Here is a 17954-nt window from a genome sequence, read left to right on the forward strand (position 1 = left end):
TTGAACAGCTAGATTCCGCGGCGAACCTGTTGCCCGATCACGCAGCGCCATGCTGCCAGCCGCTCGGTCGGATGCTGGTTCATCCAGTCGGCGAGCTGCGGCGCGCCCATCAGGCAGGACTGCACCGAGACCTCGGCAAAATCCGAGGTGGTGACGGTTTGCTCGTAGCAATTGTTCGGAGAAGCGAGACTGCAAAGCACCGCGATGATCTTGATCACGATCGGGTGCTCCCGTCGCCGACGAACGCCCGGCCGGGCGGCACCTTATCCTGACCTTCGCCGGCCGGATCGGCCGAAGGGAAGATGCTGTCGTAGATGGCGCGCGCCTCCTGGATGAGACGCATCCGCTCACGCTCGGACTTCGAGACAAATCGAACAACTTCGCCCATGTCGGCTCCGTATCAATTGGTATCCGTTATCAGATGACGAAAATCATTCCATTGTGATCTATGGTGCCGGCTACGCCTTTGAAGCGGCGCGGCCGATCACGACGGAATAAAATACGTGTGAGCGCACCCGGGCATCTCGATACCTCCAGCGCCGATCATGCGCGGGTCGAGAAGCCGCTCACCACCTTGTATTCGCTTGCGAGGCTCTCCGGGCCAGCGCGCGAATGCCGGTGTCAGCTTTGCTCCTTGCCTTCATCAGCAAGGATCATTCCGGAAAGCAAATGCGGCTAGCTTGAATATGTTTCACCTTGGGGCATGCAAGTTTTTGGAACCAACGCGAGGTTTGGTGATCCGATGCAGTCACGCTTCACGCCGCCGCGCAGGCTCCTTCCGTCCCGGCACCGCAGCCAGCAACTCGCGCGTATAGGCATGCTCCGGCGCGGCGAACAGCTGCGCGGTCGGCTTCAGCTCGACGATGGCGCCGCGCTGCATCACCGCGATGCGGTCGCAGATTTGGGCGGCGACGCGCAGATCGTGAGTGATGAACAGCATGGAGAGACCGAGGCGTGCCTTGAGGTCTTCGAGCAGTCTCAACACCTGCGCCTGCACGGAGACGTCGAGCGCGGAGACGGCTTCGTCCGCGACGATGATCTCCGGCTCGAGCGCCAGCGCGCGCGCGATGCCGATACGCTGGCGCTGGCCTCCGGAGAATTCGTGCGGATAGCGTTCGAGCGCGCCGGCATCGAGGCCGACCATCTTGAGCAGATCGCGGGCCCGATCGAAGGCGATCTTCGCATCGATGCCGGCCGCGATCGGGCCTGCGGCGATGATGTGGCCGATCTTGCGGCGCGGATTGAGCGAGGCGAACGGATCCTGGAAGATCATCTGGATGCGATGGCGCTCGGCGCGCAGCGCGTTGCCGGACAGAGACGTGAGATCGGTCTCGCCGATCCGCACCGTGCCGCGGTCGGCCTCGATCAGCCGCATCACGAGACGCGCCACCGATGATTTCCCGGAGCCGGATTCGCCGACGAGGCCGAGCGTCTCACCTTTGAGGATGCTGAAATTGACCGCGCGCGCGGCATCGACGCGGCGGTCCTCGCGAAACCAGCCGCCTGATGTCACGTAGGTCTTGTCCAGACCGATCACCTCGACCGCCCTGGCCTGACCGTCGAGAGGCTTGCGTGCCGGCGGATCCATCGAGGGGACGGCGGCGAGCAGCGCCTTGGTGTAGTCGTGCTGCGGCTCGTTGAAGACGGCAGAGGCCGGGCCTTCCTCCACCACCCTGCCATGGCGGAGCACCACGACCTGGTCGGCGATGTCGGCGACCACGCCGAAATCGTGCGTGATGAACATCACCGCCATGTTGCGGCTGCGCTGGAGGTTGCGGATCAGCTTGAGGATCTGCGCCTGCGTGGTGACGTCGAGCGCGGTGGTCGGCTCGTCCGCAACCAGCACCGCAGGCTCGAGCGCCAGCGCCATCGCGATCATGGCGCGCTGGCGCTGGCCGCCGGAGAGCTGGTGCGGATAGGCACGCACGATGCGCTCGGGATCGGGCAGGCCGACCTCGCGCGCCAGCGACAGCGCCTTGGCGCGCCGCTCTCTTGGCGTCAGCAGGCCGTGTGCCTCGAACATCTCCGCCATCTGGTCGCCGATCCGCATCAAGGGATTGAGCGCGGTCATCGGCTCCTGAAAGATCATCGCCAGCCGGCGGCCGCGCAGGTCGCGCCAGCCGGCGTCATCGAGCTTGAGCAGGTCGCGGCCTTCGAACTGGATTTCGCCGGCGGCGACGGACACCGTATCGGGCAACAGGCCCATCAGCGCATGCGCGCACATCGACTTGCCGGAGCCGGACTCGCCGACGACGCAGACGATCTTGCCCGGGTGCAGGTCCAGCGAGACGCCGTCGACCGCGAAGGGCCGCTCGGCGCCCTTCGGCAGCGCGATCCTGAGGTTCCTGATGGAGACGGCAGGCGGGGCGATCATCATCAGCGTCCCTCGCGCGACAGACGCGGATTGAGCGCGTCGTTGAGGCCTTCGCCGATCAGGTTCAGCCCGAGCACGGAGATCAGGATGGCGATACCGGGAAACACGGTGATCCACCACGCCTGGCGGATCACGGTGCGGCCGGCGCCGACCATGTAGCCCCAGGAGATCAGATTGGGATCGCCGAGGCCGAGGAAGGACAGCGAGGATTCCAGCAGGATCGCGGTCGCCACCATTAGCGAGGCCAGCACGATCACCGGCGACAGCGCGTTGGGCAGGATCTCGCGCAGGATGATCCAGCTGTTGCTTTGTCCGGTGACGATGGCCGCCTGGACATATTCGCGCGTGCGCAGCGACAGCACCTCGCCGCGTACCAGGCGTGCGACCGGCGGCCAGCTCACCAGCGCGATCGACGTCACGATCGAGTAGATCGAAGGCTGCAGGATCGCGACCAGCACGATCGCGAGCGCGAAGCTCGGGATGGTCTGGAAGAACTCGGTGAAGCGCATCAGGGCGTCGTCGACCCTGCCGCCGAAATAGCCGGCCATCGCGCCGATGGGAATGCCGACGACCAGCGCGACCAGTGTCGAGACGAGACCGACCAATAGCGAGACTCGCGCGCCGAAGATCATGCCGGCAAAGACGTCGCGCCCGAGCGCGTCGGTGCCGAGCGGCACGGCACTGAGCGTGAAGGGCGGCAGGAACGGCCGCTGCACCATGCGCCAGGGCGAGTTTGGAAACAGCATCGGCCCGAACAATGCGACCGAGATCGCGAGCAGGAGGATGATCAGCCCGACGACGCCGCTCGGGCTCTTGAACATCGATTTCCAGAACTGTCTCATGAGGCGAATTCAATGCGCGGATCGACCAGGCGATAGACGAGGTCGGTGATGAGGTTGAAGATCAGCACCATGGCGGAGCAGATCACGAAGACGCCGAGCAGCAGATTGTAGTCGCGCTGGAGCAGGGCGTCGTACATCAGGCGGCCGATGCCGGGCCAGGCGAACACGGTCTCGGTGATGACGGCGCCGCCGATCAGCGTGCCGGAATGCACGCCGGCGAGCGTCACGACCGGCAGCAGCGCATTGCGCAGCACGTGGCGGCGCTGGATCACGGCATCGCCAAGGCCTTTCGCGCGCGCGGTCTTGACGAAGTCGAGCCGCTTCACCTCCAGCATCGAGGCGCGCGTCATGCGGGTGTAGGTCGCCATGAAGAACAGGCCTAGCGTCATCGCCGGCATGATCAGGTGCTTTGCGACGTCGACCACGTGGTAAAAGCCGGTGAGGTTAGCGCCGACCGTCTCGTAACCGAAGCTCGGCAGCCAATCCATGGTGACCGAGAACAGCAGGATGCCCATCAGCGCCACCCAGAAGATCGGCATGGCGTAGAAGACCAGCGCAAAGACCGTGATGGCGGTGTCGAGGAAGGTTCCGGCGAAGCGCGCGGCGAAGGTGCCGAAGACAATGCCGAGCATCAGCGAAATCGCAAACGCGGTCAGCGTCAGCAGCAACGTCGCCGGCAGCCGCTCGCCGATCAGCTTTGCCACCGGCGCCTGCTGGCGGAAGGAGAAGCCGAGGTCGAGGCTGACCACGCCCTTGACGTAGATGAAGAGCTGCTCGGGCAGCGGCTTGTCGAGGCCGAACTTTTCCCGGAGCTGCTTGACGAAGACCTGATCGCTGGCGCCGGCTTCGCCCGCCATCACGATCGCGGGGTCGCCGGGCGCGAGCCGGATCAGGAAGAAATTGAGGACGACGATCGCGAGCAGGACGATCACGCCCTTCACGACACGCTGGGAGATGAAGGAGAGCATTTTTAAGAGATCATATCTTGGAGCGGGACCTGGGAAACAGGGTGACGGTGAACTCCCTTGCCCCGTACGCAACACGGGAATCGCGCACGGCAACGATCTCGCCTGCGGCCATCCTTCGAGACGCCCGCCTTCGGCGGGCCCTCAGGATGAGGACTGGCGTGCGCGGCGTTAGTTTCAAGATGCCGGTGTTGCTGAGCCTCATCCTGAGGAGACCGCGAAGCGGTCGTCTCGAAGGACGAGGCGCGCGCACAGGTCGCGCAAATCGTCCTATGCGATTGCCCTGCCGCATGCGGGGAGAGGTGAAAGGAGCAGGGCTCACTTGTCGAGCCATGCGTCCTTGAAGCCGTCGTTGACCCCGATCCCCGTCGTGATCAGGTTCTTGACCTTGCAGCGGGTGATGGTCGGGAATTGCAGCTCGAGCATCCAGGCCACCGGCACGTCCTCGACCAGGATCTTCTGCGCCTTCTCGTAGATCTCCTTGCGCTTGGAATCCGGCGTCGCGATCGCGCCTTCGGCGAACAGCTTGTCGATCTCCGGGTTGGAATAGCCCTCGACGTTGTTGAAGACCTGGCCCTTGGCGATGTTGCTGGAGATGTAGTTGCGGCCGACCCCGAGCGCGGGATCGCCGTACTGGTAGAGATAGGTGAAGGCGATGTCGTAGTCCCAGTCGCCGATCTTCTGGTTGCCGCCGGCAACGTCGGTGGCGATGGTCTCGATGTTGATGCCGACGTCCATGAGGTTCTGCTTCACGGCTTCACCCCAGCGCTGCCAGGTCTCGCCATAGGCGAGCGGCAGCAGGCGGATCTTCTCGCCCTTGTAGCCGGCCTCCTTCAGCAGCGCCTTGGCCTTGGCCGGATCGTACGGATATTTCTTCACGTCGTCGGTGTAGTACTTGATGGTCGAGGCCGACGGGCCGGTCGCGACCTTGCCGAGCCCGTTCCAGATCACGTCCTTGGCGAAATCGCGGTCGATCGCATACATGACGGCCTGGCGGACCCGCTTGTCGGCGAGCGGACCCTGGCGGTTGTTGAGCCACAGCCAGGCCAGCGGCGAGAAGAACTCCCAGCCGGCGCCGGTGACGCAGGTGTCCTTCAGCTTGGACAGCCGCGGCACGTCGAAATTCTCGACCGAGCCGCCGGGCAGCACGTCGACCTTGCCGGTCTCATACGCCACCGAGCGCGCCGCGGCGTCGGGAATGATCTGCCAGTAGATCTCGTCGAGATAGGGCTTGCCCTTCTCGTAATAGTTCGGGTTCTTGACCAGTCGGATGAACGATCCCTTCTGCCACTCCCTGAACATGAAGGGGCCGGTGCCGATGGGCGCGTTGTTGTAGGGATTGGTCTTGAAGTCGGTGCCTTCATAGAGATGCTTCGGCACCATCGGCATCGAGCCGACCTCGAAGATGCCGAGGAACGGGCCGAACGGCTGCTTCAGCGTGAAGACCACGGTGTAATCGTCGGGCGCCTCCACCTTGTCGACTTGCGCCAGATTGGTGCGGGCGCGCGCATGCGTCTGCTTCAGCATCTCGATCGAGAACAAGACGTCCGCGGCGGTGAAGGGCTTGCCGTCGTGCCAGGTCACGCCCTTCCTGAGCTTGAAGGTGTAGGTCTTGGCGTCCTCGCTGACGCTCCAGCTCTCGGCGAGCTCCGGCTGCGGTTCGAGCTTGGGGCTGTAGCGCAATAGCCCCTCGAAGATGTTGCCCGACACCATCTGGGTCGGGCCGTTCTGCACCAGTGCCAGCATCAGGCCGGGCGGCTCGGGCTGGATCACGGCATTGATCACGCCCCCCGTTTTCGGCTCTTGCGCCAGAGCCGGGGCCGCAAAGCCGCAAGCCAGGAGAAGACCAAGCAACACTCGTTTCGGCATGTCGTAACTTTCTCAAGCGAGGCCAGCCGAAAACGCTTCGCAACGTGCTCGCGCGCAAAGCTACGACCAGTCCGTCCCAGTCCCCATCCGATATCGAGGCTCACACAGTCTCGTTCGGCGCCGCAAGATGAAAGTCTCGACAGCATCAGCACAAAAAATGTACAGCGCGTCCTGTTTTCCCCGCAGGCCGTCGCGCGCGGAGCAATCAGCAGGCTTCAGTCATGGCGAGAGTTGGCGGAGGCGGTGCACAAGCTCGCGCCTGCGACCAAAGGCATCAGGCCGTCATGATGCGCTGAGCGCCCGTCGCAATTCGTCGAGCGCCTCCGCGAGCTGCTCGCGGTGCGCGATGTCGTCCTTGGGGATGCCGGCGACGCTGCCGGCGAGCTCACGCAGGATGCCGGCGAGCAGGCCGAAATTGATGTGCAGATGGACCGATTTGCGCTCGTCGGCGGCGCCCGGATGCTGCAGCGTCAGCGCAACGCCGCTGCCGTCGAGCCGCGCCTCGAACCGCGACGAATGCTCGAACGTGCCGACATAGAACTTGTCGGGATATTCGAGCGCGACCTCTGCCTTGTCGGGGACCGGCCTGGACATGTGAACCTCGTTGATGCCGGCCTATCCTGACCGGGAATGGATCGGGCCGCCTTGCGATAGGTCAGAGGCAGCCTGCGAATTTGACCTGGATCAAAGTCGGATCACCGCTTTTGCGATCGAATAGCAACTGGCGGAAGACGGCACTGCCTGTCCTGCTCCCTTAAGCCGTGAGACGATCGATGGACATCCAGGCCACCCATATCCCGGCGCTTGACGATGACGGACCTGATGTCGCCAGCCGCGAGCTACCGCCGGATCCGGGCGTGCAACGTTGCCTGCAGCTGCTCGGCAATGCGGGCCTCCGCCCGACGCGCCAGCGTCTTGCGCTCGGCCAGTTGCTGTTCCTGAACGGCCACCGTCACGTCACCGCCGAGAGCCTCTATGAAGAGGCGATGGCGGCGAACGCCTATCTGTCGCTCGCGACCGTCTACAACACGTTGAACCAGTTCACCGAGGCCGGCCTGCTGCGCCGGATCGCGGCCGACGGCATCAAGTCGTTCTTCGACACCGACACCTCGGTGCATCCGCACTTCTACCTCGAAGGCGAGGATGTGCTGGTCGACGTCGCCGACGGCCTCGCCTTCACCAAGATCCCCGAAGCGCTTCCCGGCCACGAGATCGCGCGGCTCGACGTCATCGTCCATCTGCGCCGCAAGCGAACCTAGCGCTTATTCTCCAGGAGCGCCGCGCGCGCCTCAGCGCAATCCGGCGCGCCGGAAGCCTTCCAGATAGTGCGCGCGATCGGCGTCGTTGGCCCACGGCAGCTGCGTCGCGATCCAGTACAGCGAGATGCCCGGCTGGGCGCGGCGGAGCTCGCCCAGCGCCGTCTCCGCCAGCATGTCGTCGCCGGTCATGCCGGCCGAGACCGCGAGCACGCGGTAGGCGCCGGTGAGATCGCCGCGATGGCGGATCGCCTCCCGCGCGAGCGCGATGGCCTCGTCATATCGGCGTTCGGTGAAGCGCGCATAGCCGGCGATGCCGTGATAGATCGCCAGCGAGGGATCGCGGGGCGACAGCCGGATCGCACGCTGCGCGGCCTCGAACGAATCCGTCGCCCGTCCCGCATAGGACAGCGCCAGCGCGTAATAGCCCTGCGCCAGGGAGAAGTTCGGGTTGAGCGCGAGCGCCTGCTCGAACTCGGACAGCGCGTCCGCGAGCCTGCGTGTCGAGAAGCAGACGCTGCCAAGCGCGACATGGGCCCAGGCATCCTCATGATCGCAGCGCACCGCGGCCAGCGCGGCGGCTTCCGCCACCGGTGCCACCGTGGCGAGCTCGCTCCAGCCGAGATGCGCGCCGAACATGTGGTTGGCCGCCAGCAGCGACAGCGCCCGGCCGTAGCTCGGATCGATCCCGATCGCGCGTTCGAGCAGCGTTCGTGCGGTCTCGTGATCGCGCGGGGTCACGCGCCAATAATGCGACAGCGCCCGCATCAGGAGATCCCATGCGTCCAGGCTCGCCGGTGTCTTGCTGTGCGCGCGAAAGTTCTCCGCTGCGTGAATCTGCGGCTCGATCGCCGCCGCGATCGCGTTGGTGATCTCGTCCTGGACGGCGAAGACGTCGCCGAGCTCGCGGTCATAGCGCTCGGCCCAGAGATGGCCGCCCGAAATGGCGTCGTTGAGTTGCGCGGTGATGCGGACCCGGTTGTTCGACCTGCGCACGCTGCCTTCGACGACGTAGCGGACGCCGAGCTCCTCCGCGATCTGCCCGATATGGACTGCGCGTCCCTTGTAGGTGAAGGATGAGTTGCGGGCGATCACCATGAACCAGCGCTGCTTCGACAGCGCCGTGAGGATGTCCTCGCTGATGCCGTCGCCGAAATAATCCTGTGCGGGATCGCCGCTCATGTTCTCGAAGGCAAGCACCGCGACCGCCGGGCGATCCGCCACGCGCGGGAGAGCGGGGCCGGCTTCGGCCGGCACGATCGCTGCGGCTTCTTCCCGGACCTCGCCGACGAAGCGAAAGCCCTTGCGCGGAATGGTCTTGATCAGCCGCTGGGTCGCGCCATCGTCACTGATCGCCTTGCGCGCGGCGTTGATCCGGCTGTTCAGCGCGGAATCCGAGATGATCCGATCGGCCCAGATCTGGCTGATCAGGTCATCCTTGCTGACCACACGCCCGCGTTGCGCGACGAGATAGAGCAAGAGATCGAACACTTGCGGCTGCAACGCCACGGGCACCCCGCCGCGGGTGAGTTCCCGCAGGGTGCCGTCGAGCACGTTGTTTTCAAAGCAGAATCGCACGGTTTCGTCGTCTCAAGCAAAAATCAAAGTCGTCTCAGGCGAAAATCAACCGCCTGCGAAAGCCTCGGGGCGTCCGATCCGCCATGGTGTCAAGACCAAACAGTGTCGATGTCTCGGCACAACGGAGCGTTTCATGACCCAACTTGATCACCAAATTCATTCTATGGGCCCGGAGATTATGGGCACACGCATTTTCAAGCTCGCCGCCTTTTTGTACGGAATTACGGCCTATCTCGTCTTCTTCGTCACCATTCTCTATGCCATCGGCTTCGTCATGGGGGTGATGGTCCCCAAGACCATCGACACCGGAACCGACACGCCGCCCGTCGAGGCGGTTCTCATCAATCTGCTCTTGATGTCGCTGTTCGCGGTTCAGCACAGCGTGATGGCGCGCAAGCAGTTCAAGGCGTGGTGGACGCAGTTCGTCCTGAAGCCGGTCGAGCGCTCGACCTATGTGCTGTTCGCGAGCCTGTCATTGCTCCTCCTGTTCTGGCAATGGCGTCCGTTGCCTGCAATCATATGGAACGTCGAGAACCAGGATCTCGCCGTGACACTGGTCACGCTGTCGTTCGCGGGCTGGATCCTGGTGTTCACCAGCACATACCTGATCAATCATTTCGAATTGTTCGGGCTGCATCAGGTGACCAACCATCTGATCGGGAAGGAGATGGCGCCGCCGCGCTTCAAGACGCCGCTGCTCTACAATTTCGTCCGCCATCCGATCTATCTCGGTTTCATCGTCGCGTTCTGGGCGGCGCCGACCATGACCGCGGGCCATCTGCTGTTCGCGGCCGTCACCACGCTCTACATCTTCGTCGGCATCGCGCTGGAGGAGCACGACCTCGTCGCTCTCTTCGGTGACGAGTACCGGGACTACAAGCGGCGGGTCTCGATGCTTATTCCCTGGCGCCGGTCGCTCTAGCGTACGGCACCGCCAGCGTCCTCCGAACGGAGGACGCGGGGCTGCGCCGACTGAGCTCTGCGAGCATCTCTCGCGTCCATCCCTTCAACGTCGCCCGGGGGTGATGTCCCTTCACCCCGACAGCTCTCCCCGCATCCCGTCTGTCCCGACATATCGTGGACGAGGAGCGGGGAGGGGATCCTTCCCTTCATCAACGGAGACGATGCAATGAAACATGTCGGAAACTGCTTCTGTGGCGCGGTGACGATCGAGGTCACGGGCGCACCGGAGGCGATGGGCTATTGCCATTGCCGCTCCTGCCGGTCGTGGTCGGGCGGTCCGGTCAACGCCTTCAGCCTGTGGAAGCCCGAGGCCGTGCGCGTCACTGAAGGCGCCGGCAATGTCGAGACCTTCGTCAAGACGCCGCTCAGCCAGCGCAAATATTGCAGGAAGTGCGGCGGTCATCTCATGACCAATCACCCGCCGCTCGGCCTGGTCGACGTCTTCAGCGCCACCATCCCGACGCTCGCCTTCGCGCCCGCCGTTCACGTCAATTATGCCGAGACCGTGCTGCCGATGCGCGACGGCCTGCCCAAGCTGAAGGATTTTCCGGCCGAGTTCGGCGGCAGCGGCGAGATGATGCAGGAGTAACGGCGGGGCTGCGCTTGCGGCCATCCTTCGAGACGACCGCGTCGCGGTCTCCTCAGGATGAGGACGGAGTGCGCGGCAGCAGCTTCAACGAGCGCGAGCACAGATCAGCCTCATCCTGAGCCGCCAGCGCCAAAACCGGCACTGCACACGGACCATGAACACGGTATCGTTGGCTGCGGAGCGCCGCCGGGAGACAGTGTGGCTGCTTGATCCTCTGGTGCGCCTGGTTGCCCGGCGTGGCTCAATACGAGGAGAAAGTATTGGAAACCAAACACCGCATTCTGCGCCGGCTGGCTCGTCAGCTCGGTCAGCAAATCATTCCCTATCCAGCCACCGGCGCCTAATCGGTGTTCATGGAGAGGAGGCGCGTCAGCGCCGTCTCGAAGGCCTCAGAGGGCGGCGGTGCGCCGCCCTCTTATTCGTCAAGGCAGAAAGAGAACGGACTAGCCGCCGCGCGATTCAACGACCTTGCGACAAGAATCCGAGAGCTTGGACTTGTTGTCGCGCAGGCAGGCGTTCATCTGCGGCGGCTTGCCGATATGTTCGGCGCAGAATTTGCTCGCGTCGCCGCGGCAGGCCATCTGCTCCTGGACCGACGGACCGGATTGCGCGGCAGCGGGCAGGGCGGCGGCAGCGAGCAGCAGCGCGGCAAGAACCGAAATCTTCATAGGGCACCTCTTTTGGAATCCTCGTTGGTCCCGACCGGGATCAATCGGGCCGGACAATCCCGCAAAGGCCCGCCGCCGGTCCATGCCATGTTCATGGCACCGGCAAACCCGCCCGGCTACCGGTACCCCCATCTTCATGGCATGTATTCGGGCGCCGTCTTTTGCCATTCAGGCTATACCTAGGCTGCGAAACCCGATGATTGCATCGGGACGCCAATGGGAAGCAGGAGAGCTAAGAATGTCGAAGAGAGCTGGAGCGCTGAGCGCAGGGCTGACGGTCATGGCGCTCGCGGGCGCGGCGATGGTGTCGCTGGGCACGAGCCCGGCGCAGGCGGTGGTCTATTGCAAGACGGTCGGCGTGCCCAAGGGCTGCGTGGTGCGACCGACGGCGGCGGTGGTGGTGGCGCCGGGAGCGCCGGTCGCCGCGGCGGCGGTCGCAACGCCCGGCGTCGGCGCGCCCGGTGTCGGCGTGCGCGCGGGAACGCCGATGAATCGCGGCGGCCCGGTTAACCGCGTCGGCCGGCGCTGATATTTCCATTGAATTGATTGCATTGCTTCGGGCCAACGGAGCCTGCGGACGAACACCCCCGTCCTCCGCAGGCAGCTTCCCGGCCCGTCCCCTCTCTCCGTGCGCCCCACACGTTCGGGGAGGGGGCCTTTCAGCCCGTAGCCATGTCGCTGTCGGGAAAGCGCTGCGGCAATTGCAGCCGCACACGCGTGCCGGACGAATCCGAGCTCAGATCGAGCACGGCACCGCAGCGCGTGGCGCGGCTTTTCATGTTGCGCAAGCCGCGCGCGGTCTGGCCGTTGCGAGCGGCCTCGCTATTGCTGTCCGGCGCGAAGCCGCGACCGTCGTCGGTCACGCTGATCACGCCATACGGCCCCTGGCCGGCGTCGAACGTGTCGATGGTGACTGCGATGCGGCGGGCCTGGGCGTGCTTGACCGCATTGGTCACGGCCTCGTCGAGGATGCGCACGATCTGGATGACGTGCCATGGCCGCAGTTCCGGATGCAGCGGCACGCCTTGCGGCGTCGCCACGCGCCAGTCGAGCGTGATGTCGTGCGGCCGCAATTGCGCCGTCGTGCGCTCGCGCCAGGAGCCGAGGGCGAGCATCAAATCGCCGCCGATGTCGTCCATGGAATCGATGACGAGACGCAGATCCTTCAAGGCGGCACGGGCGGCGTCGGTGATCATCGCGCCCTCATGGCCGCGCTCGGAGAGCGCGACGATGCTGACGAGCTGGCCGCCGAGGCCGTCATGCAGGTCGCGCATCAGGCGCGTGCGCTCGTTGGCGAGCGCGGCGGCGCGGGCGCGCTCCTCCTCGCGGGCAAAGCTCGCCTTCAGCCGTTCCTCGGCCTCCCGCACGCGCGTCACGAGCTGGCCGGCAAAGCTGTCGACCTGGTTCAAGGCGCGGGCGAAGCGCCAGGTCAGCCCGGCGCCGATCGCGACCAGCATCGCCGAATAGGACAGGCGCGAGACGAAGATGCGATCGTTGGTCGCGATCTCGAGCACCGTGAGCATGTCCTGGATCCAGCAGGTCAGCACGATGGTCACGGCGCATCCGATCGTGAAGCTCGCCGCGTCCTGCCGCCGCACCACCGCCGTTGCCGTGATGCAAGCCATCAGGACCAGGCAAAGCCCGACGGTCGGAATGCCGAGCACCAGGAAGAGGATGCGCGGCAGCGGCGGGCCCCCGATCAGCCCGACCACGAACACGAGGATGCCGGGCACGAACAGCAGCGTGCCGTAGCGCGGCCAGCGCCAGCCGAAGAACAGCACCGCGAACACGACGATCAGCGCGCTCTCGATCGGCGCGGAGGCCAGCAGCACGGCGGCAAGCCGCGAGGTGGCGGCCGGCGGCACCGGCGGCGGCGCGAACGCCTGCACCACGCCGAGCACCATCGCCGCGGCCAGCACGCCGTAGACCGGCTCATGACGCCGCATCAGCCACATGATCGCGAGGATGACGGCCAGGATCGCCTGCCAGGCCGAGAACACCACCGGCAGCGTGACGAACAGCAGCGTGCGCGTCTCATAGGCCGGGCGCAGGGCGACGTCCGGGCCGACATAGACGGTGTCGAGAAAGCCCTTGAGCGGTCCCCATACGTACAGCCGTACCGTGATCTCGTTGCCGCCCTCGCGCAGCAGCGAAGCGGGAATGGCCGCGATCTGCGGCGTGTTGCGGTCGGGCCGGTTGGCATTGGCGTCGCGCCGGGAGTCGAGCACGACGACGCCGTTGACGGCGACCTCCACCGCGTTGCTGAAGCGCGGCAGGTAGACCGACCAGCCCGCGGCCGCTGCGCCGTTGGGGAACGTGAAGGCGCCGGTGTAGAACGGCGGGTCGGTCAGGGAATAGCGCGACGACGTGAAATGCGGCAGCGTCACGGGGCGGATCTGGCCGTCCTCCCGCGCCGAAAAATCGCTCAACGCGAAGCCTTCGGGGTCGCTCGGCTGCAATTGCCGAAGCCCGAGGATGGTGACGATCACGATCAGGGCCTGCACCAGCAGATAGGGCACGAGGCGCGAGGCCAGCAGCCGGCGCTGCGTGGCTTTGCCGGCTGCCTTCGCAGGTGCCTTCGCAGGTGCCTTCGCAGGTGCCTTCGCAGGTGCCTTCGCAGGTGCCTTGGCCGCGATCTCGCTCACAGCTTGATCAGGCCCTGCTGCACCGCCTCGAACACCGCCTCGCTGCGCGTGTGCACCTCGAGCTTGCGATAGATGTTCTTGATATGGCCGGGCACGGTCTGCTTGGACAGGCCGAGATGGCTCGCGATCTCGGCATAGCTGAAGCCCTTGGCGATGCCCCAGAGGATGTCGATCTCGCGCGGTGTCAGCCGGGCGGTGTTGAGCACGGGGCCGGGCGGCGGCTCCGCCGAGCTTTGCGCCGCGCCTTGCGTCCTGCGCACGATGAAGCGGGCGATCGAGGCCGAGATCGGCGAATGGCCGGCGACGAGGTCGCGCACCGTGGTGGCGATGTCGGTGGGGAAGGCGTCCTTGAGCAGGTAGCCGGTGGCGCCGACCGTGATCGCGGAGATCACGCTTTCCTCGTCGCCGAGGGCCGAGATCACCATGATCTCGGTGTCGGGGAAGCGCTGCCTCATCTCGCGGATCAGCTCGATGCCGTGGCCGTCGGGCAGCCGCAGATCGGTCAGCAGCACGCGCGGCGCGCCGCCGGCAAGCGCAGACCGGGCTTCGCCGAGCGTGCCGGCGCTGCGCACCTCGTAGCCGGCCTTGACCAGCGCATCCTGAAGCCGCCAGCAGGTCGGCGCGTCGTCCTCGACGAGGAGAATGGTGATGACGTCACCCGTCTCGCCCTGTTCGGTCATGATCTAAGGTCCCGCACCCGCGTGTCCCCCGCGGCGCAAGGGCAAGTTTAGCCGTAGCGGGGATGCCGTGACACCCATAATCATGGGGGCGGGGAAATCATAGGACTGCCAAGTTATGGGACTGCCGAGTCACGGGGGGCCAATGATGGACGGCCGCCGAGTTGCCGATGCTTCTAGGGAAGGTCGACGCGCGGCGGCGGATAGCGCCGCGCCAGGACCGACAGAGAGAGGGACCGTTCCTCGTCCGGCAATTCCAGATACGCCAGCACCAGCGGTCGCTTCCAGTCGCCGACACCGAAATCCATCGCCATCCATTTCTGCGGCTCAGGGCCATCGAGACCCCGGACCCAGACCAGATAGCGCGGCAGATCGTCGGCGTCCGTATCCGTCGTGCGTCTCCTGGCCATCGAAGCTATCCGCTGCATCACCAATCATGTCGCACGATATAGGGAATAACCTGGCATAGGGAATAACTTGGCGAAGCCTGGGTGACTTGGGGGGAGCCAGCCGGCGCCGGGGACGCCATCGCCGTCATTGCCGGAGCGGCTCTCCGCCACTGACTATGCACGTCAGGACTTCAACCGTTCGAGAAATGGACGCATGAGCGAGACAACCTCATCGAGGTTGGTTTCGAGCAGCCAGTGGCCGCCGTCCAGGAGATGCAGTTCGGCATCTGGCAGGTCGCGGAGATAGGCTCGTGCCGACTCCTCTGGCATGTAATGGTCTTGCGGCCCCCACAGGATCAAAGTCGGCGGCTTGTGCTGCTGAAGATATCGGCGGTGCTCGGGAAACCATTGGCGGTTCGCCTTGAGGCCAAACAGAACGTCTGCGGCGGCGTCCTTCCGTCGCTCGGTCATCAGCGACCAGTGCAATTGCCAAAGGTCCGGCGCGATGAGATGAGCCAGATCCGCGCGCACATCATTCAGGAACTCGTCGCGGAAATTCTCTTCGGTGACAGCCTGCCTCATCGCCGCACGCATCTCCCGGTCGGGCAGTGTCCAGGTCTTCTCGATGTCGGCGTATTTCGGGCCAAGCGCATCTTCGTAAGGTATGTCACCGTTCTGAATGACCTGAGCCACCACCCGCTCAGGCCGCATCATCGCCAGCCTGGCCCCGATCGGCGAGCCAAAATCATGAAGGTAGATCACGAAGCGATCGATCCTCAGATGCATCACGAACCGGTCGAGCCACGCGGCATAGCCGTCGAAGCTGTAATCGAAGTCCTCGGGTGTCCCGCTATAACCGAACCCGGGATAGTCCGGCGCAATCAGCCGCCATTTGTCGGCCAGCCGCGGCATCAGATTGCGGAATTCGTAGGATGAACAGGGATAGCCGTGCGGCAGGAGGACGACGGGCGCGCCTTCCGGTCCTGCTTCGCGGTAGAATGTGTCCACGGGTCCGATCTGAACCCTGCAATGCCTGACGCGTGTGTCCATGTCCTGCTTCCTTCGTAGATAAAGCGACGTCTTCGGCGGGGTTCCCGGGGTGTGGAGGGAACAACGGCTGGACGCTCACCGTTACGGGGCAACATCGGAACGGGAGGTCGTTGTGATCCATCATGTTTCGGTCGGGACGAATGATGTTCAGCGGGCGAAGCGCTTCTACGATGCCGTGTTGCCCATCGTCGGCATCATGCCGATGGCCGAGGATGAGGGTGGACTTGGCTACGGAAGCGGCACGTTTCACTTCAGCGTTCAGGTTCCGATCGACGGACGACCGGCGACCGCGGGCAACGGCAGTCACATCGCCTTTGCCGCCGAGGACCGCGCGATGGTCGATCGTTTCTACGCAGCGGCATTGAAACACGGTGGCAGCGACGATGGACCTCCGGGGCTGCGGCCGAACTACGACCTCAACTACTACGGCGCGTTCGTCCGTGATCCAGACGGTCACAAGATCGAGGCCGTAACCTATTCGGCAAGATAGGCGTGACGGGGCAACCCGCGGCTATCGCTTCAGGCTGAAGCCATTCCGCCCCAGCTCGAATTTCCGATTGACAGAAATTCGGAAATGTCGTAGTCGTTTGCCATCCCGGCCCAAGGCAAAGGGGCGTTTCGCGATCGTCACGATACGCGGGCCGGGTCGCGGTGGACGTTGGGCGCATCGCGCGCCGGCAGTCGCAGGGCGGGTTTGACCCGTGAGCGGTTGAGCGGCGCGCACACGACCGGTGCGGTCCAGCGTACGGCAAAAGCGTGTGGTCCTGACGCCCGGGGTCTGTGCGTCAAGGCTTGCGGGGGTGAGGCGGCCCGACCGGGCACGCGCACCGCTCGTCCGCAAGGCGACGGGGGCAATAGTGCAACGCTCCCCGGGGAGAGCGCGCCATAAGCCGTCAAACCATTGCGCAGGGAAAGGCCGGGATGTCCAGGCTGCCCTGTATGCCGCTGTGCATCTATCTTCGCGCAATCTGCGCACAGCGGACCGTGGGTGCCAGCCGGCGCCCGGCCTTCCCTGCGCCCTTTCCAACCAAGGGGCGTCGCGAGAAGCCCAAAGCTCGGGCGTCAGGCGCCGCGAGAGCGTGGAGGCATGTCTTGCTGTTTGAGTCTGGTGGACACAGTCCGTCTTCGCCCTCGGCTACGCCGGACACCACGCTTCGCGCTGCGGGCTCCGACGTGGGCTGCGCCACGCGTAGCCCGCAGGGCGAAGCGTGGTGCCCCTGGCCGGAATCGAACCAGCACTCCTTGCGGAACTCGATTTTGAGTCGAGCGCGTCTACCAGTTCCGCCACAGGGGCCTTCGGTCGGCCCTTGGAGGGAGCGTCTCGAAGCCGGCGGACTATAGCCATGGACAAAGCGGGGTCAACCCGCGCCAAAGTGATGTCCGCCGTTCTCGACAGCTGCCTGGACCGGGGCTAGAGGCTAAGGCCACGCCCCCTTTGAAAGAGGCCGCCGTGACGACCCAGAGTGCCGCAATACCTGCATTCAGGCCGGGGGCCGCGAGCCCCGCGCTGACGGCCTCGCTGCTCGTCACGCTGATCGCGGCCGCGGCCATCGCGGGCGCCTGGTTCTTCCAGCTCGTGCTGGAGATCCTGCCCTGCCCGCTCTGCCTCGAGCAGCGCTACGCCTATTACCTCGCGATTCCGCTTGGCGCGCTCACGGCTTTTGCGGCGAGGAATCGCGCGCCGCGGCCGCTGCTGCTGGCGGGGCTCGCGATCCTCGTGCTGGCGACGCTCGCCAATGCCGGCCTCGGCGCCTACCATTCCGGCGTCGAGTGGGGTTTCTGGAAGGGACCGACCGATTGCAGCGGTCCGGTCGTCAATCTCGGCAATGCCGGCGATCTGTTTTCACGGCTCGACACCGTGAAGGTGGTGCGCTGCGACGAGGTACAGTGGCGCTTCCTCGGCCTCTCGCTCGCCGGCTACAACGTGCTGATCTCGCTGCTGATGGCCGCGATCGCCGCGTGGGGATTTGCGGCAACGGCGAAACGTTCGTAGTTGCCGTCGCTGCGTAGGGGTGGGCAAAGCGAAGCTTGCCCACCATCTCCCTCGTGACAAGGCCGAAGAAGACGTGGGCACGGCGCAAGTGCGCCT

General features: G+C 65.1%; 19 protein-coding genes and 1 tRNA gene. 6 read left to right on the forward strand and 14 right to left on the reverse strand.

Translation table 11 applies throughout. The annotated features are described in order from the left end of the window. Positions 1 to 8 precede the first annotated feature (8 nt). From DCM80_RS15060 to DCM80_RS15090, 7 genes are all read right to left on the reverse strand, one after another. Positions 9 to 218 carry a hypothetical protein gene (locus DCM80_RS15060; RefSeq protein WP_257197705.1) on the reverse strand — a complete coding sequence of 70 codons (210 nt, stop codon included), beginning with the start codon at positions 216 to 218 and terminating at the stop codon, positions 9 to 11. After that, complete coding sequence (locus DCM80_RS15065) at positions 215 to 388, reverse strand: hypothetical protein (protein ID WP_257197706.1); 174 nt, start codon at positions 386 to 388, stop codon at positions 215 to 217. The genes DCM80_RS15060 and DCM80_RS15065 overlap by 4 nt, the downstream gene beginning before the upstream one ends. A gap of 360 nt (positions 389 to 748) precedes the next feature. Beyond that, positions 749 to 2374 carry an ABC transporter ATP-binding protein gene (locus tag DCM80_RS15070; protein WP_257197949.1) on the reverse strand — a complete coding sequence of 542 codons (1626 nt, stop codon included), beginning with the start codon at positions 2372 to 2374 and terminating at the stop codon, positions 749 to 751. Between the two features lie 2 nt (positions 2375 to 2376). Then, entirely contained in the window at positions 2377 to 3216 is an 840-nt protein-coding gene (locus DCM80_RS15075; protein WP_257197707.1) for an ABC transporter permease, read from the reverse strand. Further along, positions 3213 to 4184, reverse strand: a complete 972-nt coding sequence (locus tag DCM80_RS15080) for an ABC transporter permease (RefSeq protein WP_257197708.1) — start codon at positions 4182 to 4184, stop codon at positions 3213 to 3215. The genes DCM80_RS15075 and DCM80_RS15080 overlap by 4 nt, the downstream gene beginning before the upstream one ends. A 315-nt stretch (positions 4185 to 4499) precedes the next feature. After that, the gene (locus DCM80_RS15085; protein WP_257197709.1) at positions 4500 to 6050 is read right to left on the reverse strand and encodes an ABC transporter substrate-binding protein; all 1551 of its coding nucleotides are present in this window, start codon (positions 6048 to 6050) and stop codon (positions 4500 to 4502) included. A gap of 282 nt (positions 6051 to 6332) precedes the next feature. Next, a complete protein-coding gene (locus tag DCM80_RS15090) occupies positions 6333 to 6644 on the reverse strand; it encodes a hypothetical protein (protein WP_028134081.1) in 312 nt (103 codons plus the stop codon). Between the two features lie 179 nt (positions 6645 to 6823). Here DCM80_RS15090 and irr point away from each other — a divergent pair, with 179 nt between their 5' ends. Beyond that, a complete protein-coding gene (gene irr, locus DCM80_RS15095; protein WP_257197710.1) occupies positions 6824 to 7309 on the forward strand; it encodes a Fur family transcriptional regulator Irr in 486 nt (161 codons plus the stop codon). 30 nt (positions 7310 to 7339) lie between these two features. Here irr and DCM80_RS15100 read toward each other — a convergent pair whose 3' ends face one another. Continuing rightward, on the reverse strand, positions 7340 to 8884 hold the full coding sequence (locus tag DCM80_RS15100; protein WP_257197712.1) for a winged helix-turn-helix domain-containing tetratricopeptide repeat protein: 1545 nt from the start codon (positions 8882 to 8884) through the stop codon (positions 7340 to 7342). 133 nt (positions 8885 to 9017) lie between these two features. Here DCM80_RS15100 and mddA point away from each other — a divergent pair, with 133 nt between their 5' ends. After that, entirely contained in the window at positions 9018 to 9806 is a 789-nt protein-coding gene (gene mddA / locus DCM80_RS15105; RefSeq protein ID WP_257197714.1) for a methanethiol S-methyltransferase, read from the forward strand. 207 nt (positions 9807 to 10013) lie between these two features. Next, complete coding sequence (locus DCM80_RS15110) at positions 10014 to 10436, forward strand: GFA family protein (RefSeq protein WP_257197716.1); 423 nt, start codon at positions 10014 to 10016, stop codon at positions 10434 to 10436. A 443-nt stretch (positions 10437 to 10879) separates the two neighbouring features. Here DCM80_RS15110 and DCM80_RS15115 read toward each other — a convergent pair whose 3' ends face one another. Beyond that, positions 10880 to 11104: a hypothetical protein gene (locus DCM80_RS15115; RefSeq protein ID WP_257197718.1), complete on the reverse strand. Its 225-nt coding sequence runs from the start codon at positions 11102 to 11104 to the stop codon at positions 10880 to 10882. Positions 11105 to 11342: 238 nt separating this feature from the next. Here DCM80_RS15115 and DCM80_RS15120 point away from each other — a divergent pair, with 238 nt between their 5' ends. Then, complete coding sequence (locus DCM80_RS15120; RefSeq protein ID WP_028134086.1) at positions 11343 to 11633, forward strand: hypothetical protein; 291 nt, start codon at positions 11343 to 11345, stop codon at positions 11631 to 11633. A 130-nt stretch (positions 11634 to 11763) separates the two neighbouring features. On the opposite strand, the gene DCM80_RS15125 is transcribed toward DCM80_RS15120, so the two are convergent. The 4 genes from DCM80_RS15125 to DCM80_RS15140 form a co-directional block, all read right to left on the reverse strand. Next, on the reverse strand, positions 11764 to 13641 hold the full coding sequence (locus DCM80_RS15125) for an ATP-binding protein (protein WP_257197950.1): 1878 nt from the start codon (positions 13639 to 13641) through the stop codon (positions 11764 to 11766). 104 nt (positions 13642 to 13745) lie between these two features. Next, a complete protein-coding gene (locus DCM80_RS15130) occupies positions 13746 to 14429 on the reverse strand; it encodes a response regulator transcription factor (RefSeq protein ID WP_257179498.1) in 684 nt (227 codons plus the stop codon). A 173-nt stretch (positions 14430 to 14602) separates the two neighbouring features. Beyond that, positions 14603 to 14836, reverse strand: a complete 234-nt coding sequence (locus DCM80_RS15135; RefSeq protein ID WP_257197720.1) for a hypothetical protein — start codon at positions 14834 to 14836, stop codon at positions 14603 to 14605. A gap of 162 nt (positions 14837 to 14998) precedes the next feature. Continuing rightward, positions 14999 to 15865: an alpha/beta fold hydrolase gene (locus DCM80_RS15140; RefSeq protein WP_257197721.1), complete on the reverse strand. Its 867-nt coding sequence runs from the start codon at positions 15863 to 15865 to the stop codon at positions 14999 to 15001. 112 nt (positions 15866 to 15977) lie between these two features. On the opposite strand from DCM80_RS15140, the gene DCM80_RS15145 reads away from it, so the two are divergent. Further along, entirely contained in the window at positions 15978 to 16355 is a 378-nt protein-coding gene (locus DCM80_RS15145; protein ID WP_257197722.1) for a VOC family protein, read from the forward strand. Positions 16356 to 17074: 719 nt separating this feature from the next. Here DCM80_RS15145 and DCM80_RS15150 read toward each other — a convergent pair. After that, a tRNA-Leu gene (locus tag DCM80_RS15150) sits at positions 17075 to 17159 on the reverse strand. Positions 17160 to 17315: 156 nt separating this feature from the next. Here DCM80_RS15150 and DCM80_RS15155 point away from each other — a divergent pair. Beyond that, positions 17316 to 17858: a disulfide bond formation protein B gene (locus DCM80_RS15155; protein WP_257197723.1), complete on the forward strand. Its 543-nt coding sequence runs from the start codon at positions 17316 to 17318 to the stop codon at positions 17856 to 17858. The last annotated feature ends 96 nt before the right edge of the window (positions 17859 to 17954 follow it).

The sequence above is a fragment of the Bradyrhizobium sp. WBOS08 genome (assembly GCF_024585125.1).
In the GTDB taxonomy this organism is placed as follows: Bacteria; Pseudomonadota; Alphaproteobacteria; order Rhizobiales; family Xanthobacteraceae; genus Bradyrhizobium; species Bradyrhizobium japonicum_B.

Excerpts from the sequence above, each read along its gene's own strand:
- DCM80_RS15065 (WP_257197706.1), bottom strand. The coding sequence starts at position 388 with ATGGGCGAAGTTGTTCGATTTGTCTCGAAGTCCGAGCGTGAGCGGATG.
- DCM80_RS15070 (WP_257197949.1), bottom strand. The coding sequence starts at position 2,374 with ATGATCGCCCCGCCTGCCGTCTCCATCAGGAACCTCAGGATCGCGCTG.
- DCM80_RS15075 (WP_257197707.1), bottom strand. The coding sequence starts at position 3,216 with ATGAGACAGTTCTGGAAATCGATGTTCAAGAGCCCGAGCGGCGTCGTC.
- DCM80_RS15080 (WP_257197708.1), bottom strand. The coding sequence starts at position 4,184 with ATGCTCTCCTTCATCTCCCAGCGTGTCGTGAAGGGCGTGATCGTCCTG.
- DCM80_RS15085 (WP_257197709.1), bottom strand. The coding sequence starts at position 6,050 with ATGCCGAAACGAGTGTTGCTTGGTCTTCTCCTGGCTTGCGGCTTTGCG.
- DCM80_RS15090 (WP_028134081.1), bottom strand. The coding sequence starts at position 6,644 with ATGTCCAGGCCGGTCCCCGACAAGGCAGAGGTCGCGCTCGAATATCCC.
- irr (WP_257197710.1), top strand. The coding sequence starts at position 6,824 with ATGGACATCCAGGCCACCCATATCCCGGCGCTTGACGATGACGGACCT.
- mddA (WP_257197714.1), top strand. The coding sequence starts at position 9,018 with ATGACCCAACTTGATCACCAAATTCATTCTATGGGCCCGGAGATTATG.
- DCM80_RS15110 (WP_257197716.1), top strand. The coding sequence starts at position 10,014 with ATGAAACATGTCGGAAACTGCTTCTGTGGCGCGGTGACGATCGAGGTC.
- DCM80_RS15115 (WP_257197718.1), bottom strand. The coding sequence starts at position 11,104 with ATGAAGATTTCGGTTCTTGCCGCGCTGCTGCTCGCTGCCGCCGCCCTG.
- DCM80_RS15120 (WP_028134086.1), top strand. The coding sequence starts at position 11,343 with ATGTCGAAGAGAGCTGGAGCGCTGAGCGCAGGGCTGACGGTCATGGCG.
- DCM80_RS15130 (WP_257179498.1), bottom strand. The coding sequence starts at position 14,429 with ATGACCGAACAGGGCGAGACGGGTGACGTCATCACCATTCTCCTCGTC.
- DCM80_RS15135 (WP_257197720.1), bottom strand. The coding sequence starts at position 14,836 with ATGGCCAGGAGACGCACGACGGATACGGACGCCGACGATCTGCCGCGC.
- DCM80_RS15140 (WP_257197721.1), bottom strand. The coding sequence starts at position 15,865 with ATGGACACACGCGTCAGGCATTGCAGGGTTCAGATCGGACCCGTGGAC.